13 protein-coding genes are annotated in these 15,637 nt (G+C 62.6%); 7 read left to right on the top strand and 6 right to left on the bottom strand.

The annotated features are described in order from the left end of the window. Window positions 1-10: 10 nt before the first annotated feature. From ACE3SE_RS16405 to ACE3SE_RS16395, 3 genes are all read right to left on the bottom strand, one after another. Window positions 11-916, bottom strand: coding sequence for a LysR substrate-binding domain-containing protein (locus ACE3SE_RS16405; protein ID WP_374556841.1), 906 nt, complete (start codon window positions 914-916; stop codon window positions 11-13). A gap of 137 nt (window positions 917-1,053) precedes the next feature. Further along, window positions 1,054-2,454 carry an MFS transporter gene (locus tag ACE3SE_RS16400; protein WP_374556838.1) on the bottom strand — a complete coding sequence of 467 codons (1,401 nt, stop codon included), beginning with the start codon at window positions 2,452-2,454 and terminating at the stop codon, window positions 1,054-1,056. A gap of 69 nt (window positions 2,455-2,523) precedes the next feature. Beyond that, window positions 2,524-3,630 (bottom strand): porin, encoded by a 1,107-nt coding sequence (locus ACE3SE_RS16395; protein WP_374556836.1) that lies wholly within the window; start codon window positions 3,628-3,630, stop codon window positions 2,524-2,526. Window positions 3,631-3,832: 202 nt separating this feature from the next. Between ACE3SE_RS16395 and ACE3SE_RS16390 the strand changes: the two genes are divergently transcribed. Continuing rightward, window positions 3,833-4,489, top strand: coding sequence for a TetR family transcriptional regulator (locus tag ACE3SE_RS16390; protein ID WP_045844918.1), 657 nt, complete (start codon window positions 3,833-3,835; stop codon window positions 4,487-4,489). A gap of 23 nt (window positions 4,490-4,512) precedes the next feature. On the opposite strand, the gene ACE3SE_RS16385 is transcribed toward ACE3SE_RS16390, so the two are convergent. Beyond that, the gene (locus ACE3SE_RS16385; RefSeq protein WP_374556834.1) at window positions 4,513-5,886 is read right to left on the bottom strand and encodes an MFS transporter; all 1,374 of its coding nucleotides are present in this window, start codon (window positions 5,884-5,886) and stop codon (window positions 4,513-4,515) included. Then, window positions 5,879-6,100, bottom strand: a complete 222-nt coding sequence (locus ACE3SE_RS16380; protein ID WP_374556832.1) for a hypothetical protein — start codon at window positions 6,098-6,100, stop codon at window positions 5,879-5,881. Before ACE3SE_RS16380 ends, ACE3SE_RS16385 begins: the two co-directional genes overlap by 8 nt. A 505-nt stretch (window positions 6,101-6,605) precedes the next feature. On the opposite strand from ACE3SE_RS16380, the gene ACE3SE_RS16375 reads away from it, so the two are divergent. From ACE3SE_RS16375 to ACE3SE_RS16355, 5 genes are all read left to right on the top strand, one after another. After that, window positions 6,606-7,445, top strand: coding sequence for a sugar phosphate isomerase/epimerase family protein (locus ACE3SE_RS16375; protein WP_374556830.1), 840 nt, complete (start codon window positions 6,606-6,608; stop codon window positions 7,443-7,445). A gap of 92 nt (window positions 7,446-7,537) precedes the next feature. Further along, complete coding sequence (locus ACE3SE_RS16370) at window positions 7,538-9,289, top strand: FAD-dependent oxidoreductase (protein WP_374556828.1); 1,752 nt, start codon at window positions 7,538-7,540, stop codon at window positions 9,287-9,289. 12 nt (window positions 9,290-9,301) lie between these two features. After that, window positions 9,302-10,117, top strand: a complete 816-nt coding sequence (locus ACE3SE_RS16365; protein ID WP_374556826.1) for a shikimate dehydrogenase family protein — start codon at window positions 9,302-9,304, stop codon at window positions 10,115-10,117. Window positions 10,118-10,125: 8 nt separating this feature from the next. Continuing rightward, on the top strand, window positions 10,126-11,850 hold the full coding sequence (locus ACE3SE_RS16360; RefSeq protein WP_374556824.1) for an FAD-dependent oxidoreductase: 1,725 nt from the start codon (window positions 10,126-10,128) through the stop codon (window positions 11,848-11,850). 29 nt (window positions 11,851-11,879) lie between these two features. Beyond that, the gene (locus ACE3SE_RS16355) at window positions 11,880-12,506 is read left to right on the top strand and encodes an NIPSNAP family protein (RefSeq protein ID WP_045845030.1); all 627 of its coding nucleotides are present in this window, start codon (window positions 11,880-11,882) and stop codon (window positions 12,504-12,506) included. 73 nt (window positions 12,507-12,579) lie between these two features. Here the strand turns inward: ACE3SE_RS16355 and ACE3SE_RS16350 are convergent, their stop codons facing one another. After that, on the bottom strand, window positions 12,580-14,505 hold the full coding sequence (locus tag ACE3SE_RS16350) for a bifunctional sugar phosphate isomerase/epimerase/4-hydroxyphenylpyruvate dioxygenase family protein (RefSeq protein WP_374556822.1): 1,926 nt from the start codon (window positions 14,503-14,505) through the stop codon (window positions 12,580-12,582). A gap of 236 nt (window positions 14,506-14,741) precedes the next feature. Here ACE3SE_RS16350 and ACE3SE_RS16345 point away from each other — a divergent pair, with 236 nt between their 5' ends. Then, a complete protein-coding gene (locus ACE3SE_RS16345; protein ID WP_374556820.1) occupies window positions 14,742-15,611 on the top strand; it encodes a shikimate dehydrogenase in 870 nt (289 codons plus the stop codon). Window positions 15,612-15,637 lie beyond the last annotated feature (26 nt).

Below are 15,637 nucleotides of genomic sequence, written 5' to 3'. Positions count from 1 at the left end.
TCGGAGGCAATCAGGTTTCGGAGGAATACCCCAGCCATTCGCGGATATGTTCGCGTATCAGCTCGATGAACAGCTGCTGGGTGAGTGTTGAGGGGTGACGCAGGCTGATGGCCATGGCCAGCTTGCTGGACAGCACCGGTTCTACAATCTTGCGCACGGTAAAACGCGAGGCATCGGCCAGCGAAGCCACCGCACTGCGGGTGAGCACCGCCGAGCCATAGCCATCTGCCACCAGCTCCAGAATGGCGGACACACCGTCGATTTCCAGTTCGATATGCGGACGGCAGCCGATATTGGCCAATTCCGACTCCACCAGCATACGGATGGAATTGGGGCGACTGGGGATGATCAGCGGCGTGCCGGCGACTTCACGCAGGGTGATGTTGTCCGGGGCATTGTCAAAGCGGGCGGTCATCAGGAACAGCTCTTCCTCCAGCAGCGGGAAGGTTTCCACCTCTGCCGACGGAATCACGTTGTACAGCAGGGCCACGTCCAGCCGCCCGGCTACCAGCGCCTCGTGCATGGTGACGGACAGGCCCTCGCAGATGGACAGCGAGGCATTGGGCAGCCGGGCGCGGAAGGTTTTGGTCAACGGCACCGCCAGCACCTTGAGCAGGCTGGGTGGCAGGCCCACCACCACATGCCCGGCCATGGCTCCACGCACCTTGCCCAGCTCCTCCTTCACCCGCTCCACCTGATGCAGGATGCCCAGGCTGTGCTCCAGCAACACCTTGCCCGCCTCGGTCATGGAAACACCCCGGCCATTACGGATCAGCAGGTTCTGCCGCAGTTCCACTTCCAGCATGCGTATCTGGCGGCTGAGCGCGGGCTGGGCAATGTTCAGCGTATTGGATGCGCGAGTGAAGCTGCCCAGCTCTGCCACGCAGGTAAAGTACTGCAACTGTTTCAAATCCATAAACCCAACCTTCTTGTCGTTATTGCTGCCCGCCCCGCAGGCGGTGCCTGTCATGCTGTCCCGGCCCGGCGGCCAAGCCAGAAGCATGGCATTGCCCTTGTCGTCTGTCCAAACAGATATTGGCAACATCAGTGGCGCTACTCCGGCTGCCGGCTTAATAACTGTCCGGCATTGCCCGGTAACTGCCACACATCCCATAACGCCAACAGCGTCAGGCCGGCCAGTACGACAAAGGCAAAATGATAATGCGTCAACGCACTGGCCTGCGGCAGCCAGGATTCAGCCATGCGCAGGCCGACGGCAGCAATGGCGATGCCCATGCCATAGGCCATGCGCAGCAGCATGTTGAACAGGGTATTGGCGTGGCTCATCTGTGCTGGCGGCACGTCGACAAAAGCCAGAGTGCTCAGCGTGGTAAAGGTCATGGAACGGGCCATGCCGGACAGAAGCAACACCAGCACCAGCCACGGCCACGGCGTATCCGGGCCGAAGGTGGCAATCAGCAGGGTCAGCACCACCAGTGCCAGGCCGCTGAGCAGCAAGGTCAGACGAAAGCCAAAGCGCCGCAGCGTACGGCTGGTCAGCACCTTCATGCCCAGGTTGCCGGCAAACAGGGTGAGCAACAGCAGGCCGGAACGGAAGGCATCCATGCCCATGCCCAGCTGGAACATCAGCGGCAGCAAAAACGGGGTAGTGTTGATGGCAGCGCGCAGCAAAGAGCCGCCAACAATAGTGGTGCGGTAAGTGCGGATGCGCAGGATGGACAAATCCAGCAATGGGGCATGGCTGCGGCGGCAATGTCGCCACAGGCCCGCCAGCAGCACCCCGGCACCTGACAGGCAGAGCATGGCCAGCATCAGCTGTCCCGTGCCACCCACCTGCTCCAGACCGCTCATCAGCAACAGGCAGGCCGTGCCGCACAGCAAGAAGCCCGTCCAGTCAAAACGGCTGCTTGCCATCCCGTCCTCCGAGGGTGGGATCAGCCACCACGCCAGAGCAAACGCCAGCACACCCAGTGGCAGGTTAAGCAGGAAAATCCAGTGCCAGGACGCATAAGTGGTGATGAAGCCGCCCAGCGCCGGCCCCAATACCGGTGCCACCAGACCGGGCCAGGTAATCATGGCGATGGCCTGCATCAGATTTTGCTTGGGCGTATTGCGCAATACGGCCAGCCGCCCCACCGGCACCATCATCGCCCCGCCCACCCCTTGCAGCACGCGCGCCAAGGCAAACTGCCACAGGTTTTGCGACATGGCACACAGCAAGGACGCCAGCACGAACACCACGATGGACGCCATGAACACGCGACGGCAGCCCATCCGGTCGGCCAGCCAGCCGCTGGCCGGTATCAGCAAGGTCAGGGTAAGCAGATAAGCGGTGATGCCGATATTGAGGTCCACCGGCTGCACAGCAAAAGTTGCCGCCATGGCAGGCAAGGCGGTATTGATGACCGTGGCATCAAGGTTTTCCATGAAGAACGCAGCCGCCACCAGCAAGGCGATCAGCGAGGAAGGGTTTGGTCGGTCAGCAAGTCGCATGGGCAGACAAACAGATAAAACCGCAGGACGGGTCGTCCCCACCCTGCGGTTGGGCTGGAAGCATCAGGATCAGAAGTTTTTCCACATGCCCACGGCCAGCGAGTGCTGGGTTTTGGCACCGGCGGCCGTGGCGCTGGGGTTGCCGCCCAGTACATAAGTCGCATTGGCTTCGTTATGCAGCTCGGTAAACAGCACATACACCTGGGTAGTCTTGCTCAGTACGCGGTTGTAAGCCAGCGTGCCCATCCTGGCGCCACTGTCCTGCACTGCTGCCGAACCCTTCCACGACGCGGCCTGGCCATACTGGGCGGAGAAGATGTTGGCGCCGTTGGTGTAGGTGCCGATCAGGCTGCCGTAGTTGCGGCTGCGGCTGTTACCGGTCTGGTTGATGTTGTCCAGGATGTCGTGCTCCACCAGGCCGCCTACATAGATGCTGCCGAAGTTGTAACCCACAGCCAGCATGTGCATCAGACCGTTCTGGTAGAAGTTGCTGGACATGGCCTGCATGGCACGGTTTTGCTGGAAGCCGTAACCCACGCGCAGCTGACCGTCGTCATAAGTCAGGTTGCCGGATACCAGCGTTGCACCGTGGCTGGTGGTTTCCGAGCTGCCGGTGCCCGTGGTGAGCGAATACTGGATGCGGGCGGTGACATTGTTGAACTTGGGCGTCTGATAGCTTACCGAGTTACCGACGCGTACATCAAAACCGCCGCTGGCCAGGCTGCCGCCGTTGGCCCACAGCGTGGCATCGTTGGAAATGCCGGTGGCGTACTGGAAGCTGTTGCCGGCAATGTAGTGCAGGTCGTCAATGGCCACCAGGAAGTTACCGGCCTTCAGCGTACCCAGTTGGGCAGAACTCAAACCGATGAAGCTTTCACGACCGGCCCAGGTATTGGAGCCGGTGCCGGAACCGTCATCGATGGCTACGCCGGATTCCACCTGCCAGATGGCTTTCAGGCCGTTGCCCAGGTCTTCACTGCCCTTGAAGCCGATGCGCGAGGTGTCGTTTTGCACCTTGTTGGTGGAAAACGCCGTGCTGGCTGCGCCGGACTTGGTGTTTTCAAAGTCGGCATGGATGCGGCCATAAATGGTGACCGTGGAATCGTCCGCCAGCGCGGCATTGGCCAGCAGCGGGGACAGGGAAGCCAGCAGCATCAATTGGGTCTTGTGTTTCACGATTATCTCCATTTCTGTTTATTCACAGATTCATATTTATTTAAACTTAATCCTCAATGCGGGCGCGGCCCATGCAAGTGGCCCCACCCTGTCCTGCGCTCCCCGCTCCGGGCGACGGCTGTCGCCAGATTGACATCTGTCATCAAAAGCGGGCAGATTCAGCCTTTATTGCCACTTCTCCTTTCATTGGTATCCGGTTTTGATGTCCACAGACAGCCCCAGCTTGCCCACCCGACGCAAGAACGACCCCGAAGGCATGCGCCAGCGTATTCTGGAAGCAGCCCAGACCGAATTTGTCCAGCACGGTTTCAGCGGTGCCCGGCTGGACAATATCGCCGAGCAGTCCAATACCAACAAACGCATGGTGGTGTACCACTTCCACAGCAAGAAGGAGCTGTACATCGCCGTGCTGGAACGGGTGTACGGTGAAATCCGCGATATCGAGAAACAGCTGCAGCTGGAAGGCCTGCCACCGCGCGAGGCCATGGCCCTGCTCACCGGCTTCACCTTCGACTACCACCACAATCACCCGGACTTCTGTCGGCTGGTGAGTATCGAAAACATTCACCAGGCGCGGCATATTGCCGACTCGGACATCATCCGCCAGCGCAACCGCAGTGTGATCGAGGTGGTGGAAGGCATCCTCACGCGAGGCATTGCCGACAAGGTATTCCATGACCGGGCCGATGCCATCGACGTCCACATGCTGATCAGCTCGCTGTGCTTCTATCGCGTATCCAACCGCCACACTTTTGCCAGCCTGTTCGGGCGGGATCTCACCCAACCCGAACACGCCAGCCGTCACCGGCAAATCGTCATTGATACGGTATTGGCCTATCTGGAGCGGGCGGCAGACTGAGTCCGCAGCCCGTCAGCTTGTCATCAGTGGTGCATGGCCTTGCTGGCAGCAGCACTCACCGGCTGTACCGGCAAGCCCTTGCTGGCCAGGTTTTTCAGCAGCAGCGACAGCACGATGATGCCGGCAGGTACCGCCAGGGCAGCAAAGACCTGGGAGAAGGTCCAGCCCCAGGCCAGCATCTGGCCACCGGCAAAGGCGCTGAGTACCGCGCCGATACGGCCCACACCATGCATCCAGCTGGAACCGGTGGCACGTGCCGCAGTGGGGTAGAAGCCGGCAGACAGTGCATTCATGCCGGTATTGGCACCGTTGAAGCAGAAGCCCACGGCGAAGGTAAGTGCGCACAGCAGCGGCAGTTCATGGGCTACCGAGGTGAAGCCGAACAGCAGCACCGCACCCAGACCATAAGTGATGGCCAGCACCTTGTGCGGATTGGCACGGTCCATGCACCAGCCCATGAACAGGGAACCTGCCGGGCCGCCAAACTGGAAGAAGGCAGCAATGAAGGCAGCATCCGCCAGGGTGTAACCGGATTCTTTCACCAGCGTCGGCATCCAGCTGCCCATCAGGTACACCACGAACAGCGCCATGAAGTAGCCCAGCCACAGCATGAAGGAACCAAAGCGGTACTGACGCGACAGCACGGTACGGATGGAATTGCCCTTGGGCGCGGCATCCGCATTGCCCATGGTGAAGCTGGCGTCCTTCATCGACAGGTCTGGTGCCAGGCGCTGCACGATCTTGGCAATACGGGCGGCCGGGGCATTACGCACCACCAGGAAACGCACGGATTCCGGCAGGAACAGCAACAGCGCGATGGATACGGCAATCGGCAGCACACCACCGAAAATCAGCACGCTTTGCCAGCCGAAGTGCGGAATCATCCACGCCGACAGGAAGCCACCACCGGCTGCACCCACGGTAAAGCCGCAGAACACCACGGTCACCAGGAAAGAGCGACGGCGTTCCGGCGCAAACTCCGACACCAGCGTGCCGACATTGGGCATTGCTGCACCAAGGCCCAGGCCGGTGAGGAAGCGGAAGATCACCAGATGGGTAATGTCGGTCGAGGTGGCGGTAACCAGCGTCCAGAAACCGAAGAAGAACACCGACAGCACCAATACCACCTTGCGACCCAGATAGTCTGCCAGCGGGCCGGCAAACAGCGCACCCAGCGTGAGGCCTGCCAGCGCGGCGCTGAGCACCGGCGCCAGCTGCGGGTTGGTCACATGCCACAGGCGTTTGAGTTCCGGGGCGATGAAACCCATGATGGCCACGTCAAAACCGTCGGCCGCGATAATGCAGAAACCAAAGAACACCACCAGCCACTGAAAGCGGTTGATGGGACGATCGTCGATCAATGACCGAACATTGATGACATTGCTGGCGTTACTCATCTGTTTGTCTCCTGTTGCAGCGCTGACTATCAATCGCTGCCTTGTTGTTCTTGCTATCTGCCCTGCCCTTGCCGGTCAGCTGCAGGCTGTTGAAGCTGCTGTCCCTTGCCAGCTTCTTTCCTGTTGAGAGGAGGAGTCTGCCTGTGATGACTGGCCGGTCCGGCCGTGTACTGCTTGCTGCCTGGTGCAGCCCGAGCTTGGCATGCTTGTCCATGCGTCTTGGGCATGGAATGCATTCTGACTTGGCATGAATCTTCAAAACATACCGCAAAAAATCTATCAGTTATACCGATTTACGATAACTGCGCCCCATCCATGTGCAGATATCCATAGCATGCACCAACGCCTTGTTTTTGTAGTTTTCCTACGCCAAATCAGCACATTAAAAAAATACAACAGCCGGTAAGCAGCAGTTAAACACCATTCCCTGCCCCGTTTCAGTGCGGGAAATCCCTGAGTCCTGCCACACCACAAATACAGGCCCGGCCTGCATTTTCCGGGTGAAAACGGACAGCAAAAGCGCATGCCTGCCGCCTGTCAGCCATGGCTGCCGGGCACTGCACATCAAACAAAAAATCAAAACAAAGTTATTTTTTTGAATTGCATTCCGTTTTTTGCGATTGCATACTGCCCAGCCATCAGCCACCGAAAAACAGACTGGCCAACACGGGGGATGCCACCGCGCCCACCCGCCTGCGCCAGCTACACAGGAGAGACTCATGCCACCACGCCAGCTCGCCCTTGCTGCCCTCAGCATGCTGGAGCTATCCCCGCCCGACATGGTCAGCTGCGCTGCTGCTGCCGGCTTCAGCCATGTCGGCCTGCGCCTGCTGCCCGCCACCGCCCAGGAGCCGCAACACGACATGCTGGGCAACAGCCCGGTGCTGCGCGAAACCTTGCAGCGCCTGCAGGACACCGGCCTGCAAGTGTCTGATGTGGAAATACTCAGGCTCAAACCGGAAGTGGATGTCGCCAGTTATCTGCCCATGCTGGAAAGTGCCGCCCGGCTGGGCGCACACGAAGTACTGGTGGCAGGCAACGACCCGGACTTTGCCCGTTGTGCGGACAGTTTTGCCCGCCTGTGTGAACTGGGCGCACCACTGGGCCTGAACATGAATATCGAACCCATGCCCTGGACCGACATCCGCGACATCGCCATGGCCATGCAGTTGCTGCAGCAAGCCGCCCAGGACAATGCCGCCCTGCTGGTGGACGCCATCCACTTTGACCGCGCCGGGGACGCCCCGGCCATGCTGGCCGAGGTGCCGCGCCAGCGCCTGCACTACATGCAGTTGTGTGATGCCCCGGCAGCCAAGCCCGACAGCATGGAAGAACTGCTGTACCAGGCCCGCGCCGAGCGCATGCCACCCGGCCACGGCGGGCTGGCGCTGGGCGAACTGCTGCTGGCATTGCCGCCGGACCTGCCGATTGCGCTGGAAGTACCGATGCACAGCAAGGGCCATCTGCGTGCCGTGGAGCGGGCCAAGCTGCTGCGCAGTGCTGCACAACAGGTATTGCAGCGCACCTACGGTGCAGCGCTGGAGTCGGCTGGCACGTAACAATCTTCCATTAAAAAAAATTCTCAAAACGTACCGACTGGTTGCTTTTATGCAACAAAACGGACGCAAGACAGCAATACGGAGAGACTGACATGCTGTTGCAACTGGAAAACCTGCCTGCACAAGGCAGTGAATTTGATGTGGTGGTCATAGGTGCCGGCGGTGCCGGGCTGGCTGCCGCACTGTTTGCCGGCCTTGCCGGACAGAAAGTGCTGCTGGTGGAACACAGCGAATACGTGGGCGGTACCACCGCCCTGTCCGGCGGCACTACCTGGATACCCGGTACCCTGCATAGCGCGCGGGTGAATCCGCAAGACACCCTGGCCGAAGCAGCGCGCTATCTGGACAATGCCATTGGCGAACGGGCTGACCCGGCACTGCGTCAGGCCTTCCTGCAAGCCGGCCCGGCCGTGGTGGCTGCGCTGGAAGCCGCCACCGAGGTGAAATTCCGCCCCTACCCCAAACACCCGGACTACATTTCCGACCTGCCCGGCTCCACCCTCAATGGCCGTGCACTGGAACCCTTGCCCTTTGATGGCCGCCTCCTGGGCGAGCTGTTTGCCGTACTGCGCCCGCCCATCCCCGAATTCACTGTGCTGGGCGGCATGATGGTGGACCGCACCGACATCAACCACCTGCTGAAGCTCAAGTCCTCGCTGCCTTCGTTCAGGCACTCGCTCAAGCTGCTGCTGCGCCATGCCAGCGACCGCCTGAGCTACCCGCGCGGCACCCGGCTGGTGATGGGTAATGCGCTGGTGGGCCGCCTGCTGTATTCGCTGTCGAAACTGGGCAATGTGCAGCTGGCACTACGAACCCAGGCCAGCGACATCAGGCACGATGAGCGCGGCGTGCACGGCCTCACCCTGCGCCAGGGCAAGACCAGCCGCAGCATCAAGGTGAATCAGGGGGTGATTCTGGCCAGCGGCGGTTTCAACCGCGACCCGGAACAACGCGCCCGCCTGCTGCCGGGCATAGAGATGGACTGGTGCCCCGGCGCGCCCGGCCATACCGGTCAGGCACAGCAGCTGGCACGCGGCCTTGGTGCAAAACTGGCCGAAGGCAGCCTCAGCCCGGCGTTCTGGGCACCGGTATCACTGCGCCGCCGTGCCGATGGCAGCCAGGCGGTGTTTCCGCACTTCATGCTGGACCGCGCCAAGCCCGGCATGATTACCGTCAATGCCCGTGGCGCGCGCTTTGTGAACGAAAGCACCTCCTACCACCTGTTTGGCCTGGCCATGCAGGAAGCCAACCGCAGCACGCCCAGCATTCCGGCCTTCCTGATCTGCGATGCTGCCGCCTTGCGCCAGTACGGCATCGGCATGGTGCGCCCCGGTGGCAAGAACCTGGAACCCTACCTGGCCGATGGCTACCTGAGCGCAGGCAACACACTGGCCGAGCTGGCCAGCAAGCTGGGCATGGATGCAGCCACGCTGGAGGACAGCGTGGCGCGCAACAACCGCTTTGCCGCCAGCGGCGTGGACAGCGACTTCCACCGTGGCGAAACCGCCTACCAGCAAAACATGGGCGACCCCTCACGCGGTCAGCCCAATCCCAATATCGGCCCGCTCGCCGAAGCTCCGTATTACGCGGTGCGGCTCTATCCGGGCGACATCGGCGCGGCCACCGGCCTGCAAACCGACACCCAGGCCCGCGTGCTGGGCCGCGACGGCCAGCCGATTGCCGGCCTGTATGCAGTGGGCAATGACATGCATTCCATCATGGGTGGGGTGTATACCGCGCCCGGCATCACCATCGGCCCGGCGCTGGTATTTGCCAGCATTGCCGCCACCCACGCCAGCCAACGCCACACCCGCGCCACGACGCGCGACACCGTTACCCAATAAGGAGAGCACAACATGACCCAAACCCTGCAACTGGATGGTGCCACCCGCGTACTGGCCATCGTGGGCGACCCGATCGCCCAGGTGAAATCCCCGGCTGGCGTCAGCGCCGCCCTGCAACAGCAAGGCCGCAACGCCATTCTGGTGCCCAGCCATATCAGCCCGGCCAATCTGGATGCCTACGTCAAGGGCATCAGCCTGGCGGGCAATCTGGACGGCATCATCGTCACCGTGCCGCACAAGTTCGCCATGTTTGCCCAATGCAGCAGCAGCAGCGACCGGGCTCGCCGCCTGGGCGCGGTCAATGTGATGCGCCGCAATGCCGACGGTAGCTGGCACGGCGACATGTGTGACGGCGCCGGCTATGTAGCCGCCATGCGCGCAGCTGGCTGCCAGCCGGAAGGCAAGCGCGCACTGCTGGTGGGTGCTGGCGGTGCGGGTTCGGCCATTGCGCTGGCCCTGCTGGAAAACGGTGTCAGCGAACTGGCCATCCACGACGCCGACACCAGCCGCCGCGACCAGCTGATTGCCCGCCTGTCTGCCGGTTTCCCCGGCCAGCTGCGCATAGGCAGCAACGACCCCAGCGGCTTTGCCATTGCCATCAACGCCTCGCCCACCGGCATGCAGGCCAGCGACCCGCTGCCGATTGATGCCGGCAAGCTGGACGGCACCATGTTTGTCGGCGACGTGATTACCGACCCGGCGGTCACCCCGCTGATTGAAAGCGCCCGTGCACTGGGCTGCCAGACCGTGGTGGGTGGCGACATGTTTGCCGCCGTGCGTGAACTGATGCTGGACTTCCTGCTGGCGCAGGGTCCGCTGGCGCGCTGAGGTTGGCCGTGGACAAGCAAGAACAAGCCAACACCCTGCACTGCGACCTGCTGGTAGTGGGCAGCGGCGCCGGCGGGCTGGCCACCGCCGTCACCGCCGCCCGGCTGGGGCTGAAGGTGGTGGTGGCGGAAAAAGAAGCCGAATTCGGCGGCACCACTGCCTGGTCGGGCGGCTGGCTGTGGGTGCCGCGCAACCCGCTGGCCATCGCCGCCGGGATAGACGAAGACCCGGCCCTGCCGCGCCAGTACCTGCACAGCGAACTGGGAGAGGACTTCGATCCCGCCTTGGCCGATGCCTATCTGAGCCACGCGCCGCGCATGGTGGACTTCTTCCAGCGTCACAGCCTGCTGCGCTTCATCGACGGCAATCAGATTCCGGACTTCCACGGCCACAGTGCCGGGGCGGCCAGCGGCGGGCGTTCGGTGTGTGCGGCTCCGTTTGATGGCCGACTGCTGGGCGCGCATATTCACCAGCTGAAAAAACCGCTGGACGTGATTTCGCTATGGGGCATGGGCATCGCATCCGGTGTGGAGCTGCGTCATTTTCTCAATGCCAGCCGTTCGCTCGCCTCCTTTGCCTATGTCACCCGGCGCATGCTGGCCTACTGGCGCGACTGCCTGCTGCATGGCCGCGGCATGCGGCTGGTCAACGGCAATGCGCTGGCCGCCGCGCTGGGGGCCTCGGCCCTGCAAGCCGGGGTGGAACTGCGCTTGTCCAGCCCGCTGCGCCAGTTGCTGCGCGAACAGGACAAGGTGAGCGGTGCGCTGCTGGATACGCCGGACGGCCCGCTCACCGTGCATGCCAGCCGTGGCGTGGTGCTGGCCTGCGGCGGCTTTCCGCACGATGTCGCCCGCAAACGCCAGTTGCTGGCTCACGCCCCTACCGGGCAGGAACACTGGTCGGCAGCGCCGGTCAGCAATACCGGCGACGGCCTGCGGCTGGGTGAAGCCGTTGGCGGCGTGATGGGCGAGATGGCCTCCCCCATGGCATTGGCACCGGTATCGCTGGTGCCACGCGCCGATGGCAGCACCGCCCACTTTCCGCATCTGATCGAGCGGGCCAAACCGGGGCTGATTGCCGTTACCGCCAATGGCCAGCGCTTTTGCAACGAGGCTGACTCCTACCACGACTTTGTCTCCGCCCTGCTGCGTGCCACCCCGGCAGGTCAGCCGGTGCAAGCCTGGCTGGTGGCCGACCACCGCTTTGTCCGCCGCTACGGGCTGGGCGCGGTCAAACCCGCCCCCATGCCGCTGGGCCGCTGGCTGCGCAATGGCTATCTGCAACGTGGCAATACGCTGCAAGAGCTGGCCTGCCGCTGCGGCATCAACCCCGTAGCGCTTGAACAGCAGGTGGCACGCTACAACCAGCAAGCCGCTACCGGGGAGGACAGCGACTTTGCCAAGGGCGACACCCCCTATAACCGCGTACAGGGCGACAAGGACAGTGCCTGGCCCAACCCCTGCATGGCCCCGCTGCAACACGGGCCGTACTACGCGGTGAAGCTGGTCCCCGGCAGCCTGGGCAGCTTCGCCGGGCTGGCCACCAATGCCAGCGCGCAAGTGCTGGATGAACAGCAGCATCCCATCAGCGGCCTGTACGCGGTCGGCAACGACATGCACAGCATGATGGGCGGCCACTACCCCAGCGGCGGCATCACCCTGGGCCCGGCCATGACTTTCGGCTATCTGGCGGCACACCACGCCGCCGGACGCCAACCCGACACAAGCATTTGAACATTTTCAATATCAAGCAAGGACACACCATGTACTACGAACTCGCCACCCTCACCCTGCCCTTTGGCACCACCGCCCAGGCGGCCCAGAACGTACAGGCCTACACCAGCGACACCGCCGCCGGCGGCGAACTGCTGGGCTGCTGGTATAGCGATATCGGCCAGCTCAACCAGCTGCTGGTTTTGCGCGGTTTTGACAGCCTGGCCGCACTGGAGGCCGAGCAGCAACGCACCCGCCTGAGCGCCGACCCCTACGGCTGCGGCAGCCTCGCCACCAGCATCGACCGGCAGGCGTATCAGGCTTTCCCGTGGATGGCCCCGCTGCGCCCCAGCAGTGAAAGCGGCATCAGCGGCCCGGTGTATGAAATCCGTACCTACGGCATCAAGACCGGCGGCCTGCAGCACACCATGGACCTGTGGCAGGAATACTTGCCGCCGCGCAGCGCCCTGTCGCCCTGCCTGGTGGCCATGTTCGCCCTGCAAGGCCCGCTGCGCTTTACCAATATCTGGGCCTACGCCAGCGTGGACGAACGCAGCCGCATCCGTGGCGAAGCGGTTGCCGCCGGCATCTGGCCGCCCAAGGGTGGCCCGGCCTGGCTCACTACCGACATGCACTCCACCATTGCCCTGCCCACCGCCGTATCGCCGCTGAAGTAAGCAGCTGGCAATAAAAAAAGGGACACCTGCCAGGTGTCCCTTTTTACTGCCATACGCTGTGGCTCATGCCCTCTTAGTCATACCAGTTGCTGCGCGCCTGCTGCCGCGCCCGCGACTGGGCCTGTGCGGCCAGGCGCACCGCCACATTGGCGGCACCGTATTGCTGGTAACCGGCGCGGCGTTGCAGCAGTTCGAAGAAGAAGCGGTCTTCAAACTGGGCGGTGTACACATGCAGCATTTCACCGCCTTGGGCATCGCGGTCGTACAGGATGTTGGCTGCGGCCAGGCTGGCGACAAATTCATCCGGCAGATCGAAGCGCGCAGCCAGGTCGTCGTAGTAGTTACGCGGAATTTCCAGCAGGGGCACGCCGCTTTCCCGCGCCGCGGCCACCGCAGCAAAGATGTCGTCGGTAGCAAAGGCAATGTGCTGCACGCCGGAGCCGCGATAGGTGGACACCGAGCGGGCAATGGCGGTATTGCGGTTTTCCGAGATATTGAGCGGAATGCGGATGCTGCCATCCGGGCTGTGCAACACGCGGCTTTTCACCAGTCCGTAGGGGTCGGGCAGTACGTGCTCGTTCTCGGCCTTGAAGCCATACACGGCGCGGAAGAACAGCATCCAGGCGTCCATGGTTTCCGCCGGCAGGCCCAGCGCGAAATGGTCGATGCTGGTGAGCAGACCTGGCTTGTCTTCAGCCCCCGGCAGCATGTCGAAGTCGGACTGGTAAATGCTGCTGCCGTCCGTGCCGGGGTCCACCAGGTATTGCAGGCTGCCATCCGGCGCACGCACGGCGGGAATCTGCCGCTCGTTGGGGCCGACGCGGCTTTCAAACGAGCGGGCGCGATACTGCTTGGCGCGTTGCAGCGCCTGGGCGCTGTCATTCACCCGGAAGGCGGACGCGCACAAGGACGGGCCATGTGCCACGAAAAAGGCATGGGCGAAGGAGTCAGGCTCGGAGTTGAGAATCAGGTTGATGTCACCTTGACGGTACAGGTTGACGCTCTTGGATTTGTGCTGCCCGGCATGGGCAAAGCCCAGTTTGCCGAACCAGCGCGCCAGCCGGCTGGCGGCGGCCTCGTCCACGGCGAATTCCAGAAACTCCACCCCGTCGTACTGCTGCTGCGCTGCCGGGACAAACAGCTGCGGCAGCACGGCGGCGGCACTGGGTTCCGCGCTGGCAGCCAGCTGCGCGCGGGTGGTTTCTTCCAGATACAGCAGGCCACGGCGGCCATCTGCCGCAGTACCGCCGGTGGGTGCGGCGCGGAAACCGTCGTTGAAGATTTCCAGACTCAGCGGGCCCTGATAGCCGCTTTGCAGGATGGGGCCAAGGAAGGCCGGCAGGTCAAACTCGCCCTGACCGGGGAAGCAGCGGAAATGGCGGCTCCATTCCAGCACGTCCATATTGAGGATGGGTGCATCGGCCAGTTGCAGGAATACGATCTTGTCGCCCGGAATCTCCGGCAGGCGCGACAGGTCGTCCTTGATCGACAGGGTGTGGAAGCTGTCCAGAATCACGCCCAGATTGGGGTGATCCACCGTTTTGATGATGTCCCACACCTGACGGTAGGAATTCACATGCTGGCCCCAGGCCAGTGCCTCGTAACCCACCAGCACTTCATGTTTTGCCGCCAGCTCGGCCAGCTGGTGCAGGTCGTCGGCAAGCACCGCGTTATCGCGGATCACGTCCGGTTGCACATTGCTGCACACCAGGATGCGGTCGGTACCCAGCTCGTGCATCAGCTCGAACTTGCGTTCGGCCCGTTCCAGATTGTGTTGCAGGCGGTCGCGGCGGCAACCTTCGAAGTCGCGGAAGGGCTGGAACAGCATGATCTGCAAGCCCAGCTCCTGGCACAGGCGGCGTACATCCCGTGGCGAACCGTCGAAATACAGCAGGTCGTTTTCAAAGATTTCTACGCCCTGAAAGCCGGCAGCGGCAATCGCCTCCAGTTTCTCGGGTAGGGTTCCGCTCAGAGAAACGGTGGCAATACAGTGTTGCATGGTGGTCATCCTCAATGGGGAAACTGGCGCTGGCGGCGCACCGCTCTGGGTGTGAGTCCTGGTCTGGCGATGCTGCCGGTTTACTTATTTCGTACCAACAGGTACATTTCAATCTTAGCGTGAAAATTTTCACTGCACCAGTGCGTTTCCCTGTTCCCGCCATCCGGCTCACGGCCTGTCCCGTGTGCGGGATGCATGCCGCCCGCCGCGGCAGTCAAGCAAAAAAAGACCAACACATGCCTGCATCCACATCCGCTGCCAATACGCTGTTGCTGGGCCTGATAGGCCAAAGCATCCAGGGCTCGCGCTCGCCACAGCTGCACGAAGAAGAAGCCCGCCAGCTGGGCCTGCGCTGTCTGTATCAATTACACGACCTGCCGCTGGACACCGGCACTGCCGAGCTGGACACGCTGCTGACCGCCATGCAGACCGTGGGCTATGCCGGCTGCAACATCACCCATCCGTTCAAGCAAACCGTGCTGGCCTGTCTGGACAGCCTGTCCGACGACGCGGCCGCCATCGGCGCGGTGAATACCGTGCAATTGCGTGACGGCAAACGCATTGGCCACAACACCGACTGGTGGGGCTTTGCCCAGTCCTTCCAGCAGCAATGGCCGCAGGCCAGGCTGGACAAGGTGGTGCAACTGGGTGCCGGCGGTGCCGGTGCCGCCGTTGCCCACGCCATCCTCACCCTGGGTGCGCAAAGACTGGCCCTGCACGATGCCGACCCGGCCCGTGCCAGTGCGCTGGCGGCACGGCTGAACCAGCGCTTTGGTGACGGACGGGTGGTGGTGACAGACGATGTGGCCGGAGAACTGGCCAGCGCCGACGGGCTGATCCAGGCCACGCCGATTGGCATGCAAGGCCACCCCGGCCTGCCGCTGCCAGTGGAATGGCTGCATCCGGCCTTGTGGGTGGCCGACGTGATTTACTTCCCGCGCGAAACCGCCTTGCTCAAGGCGGCAAAAGCGCTGGGCTGCACTACCATGAATGGCGGCGGCATGGTGGTGTATCAGGCTGCAGGCGCATTCCGCCTGTTCAGCGGCCTGAACCCGGATGCCCAGCGCATGGCCCGGCATTTTGCCAGCCTCAGCGACTGCAGCTGACAGATTGAACCGGCAAGCTCTTGTTG

Source organism: Aquitalea pelogenes (genome assembly GCF_041914625.1).
Taxonomy (GTDB): Bacteria; Pseudomonadota; Gammaproteobacteria; order Burkholderiales; family Chromobacteriaceae; genus Aquitalea; species Aquitalea pelogenes.
Note: the sequence above shows the minus strand (reverse complement) of the source record. Positions and strands in the feature narration are given on the sequence as shown.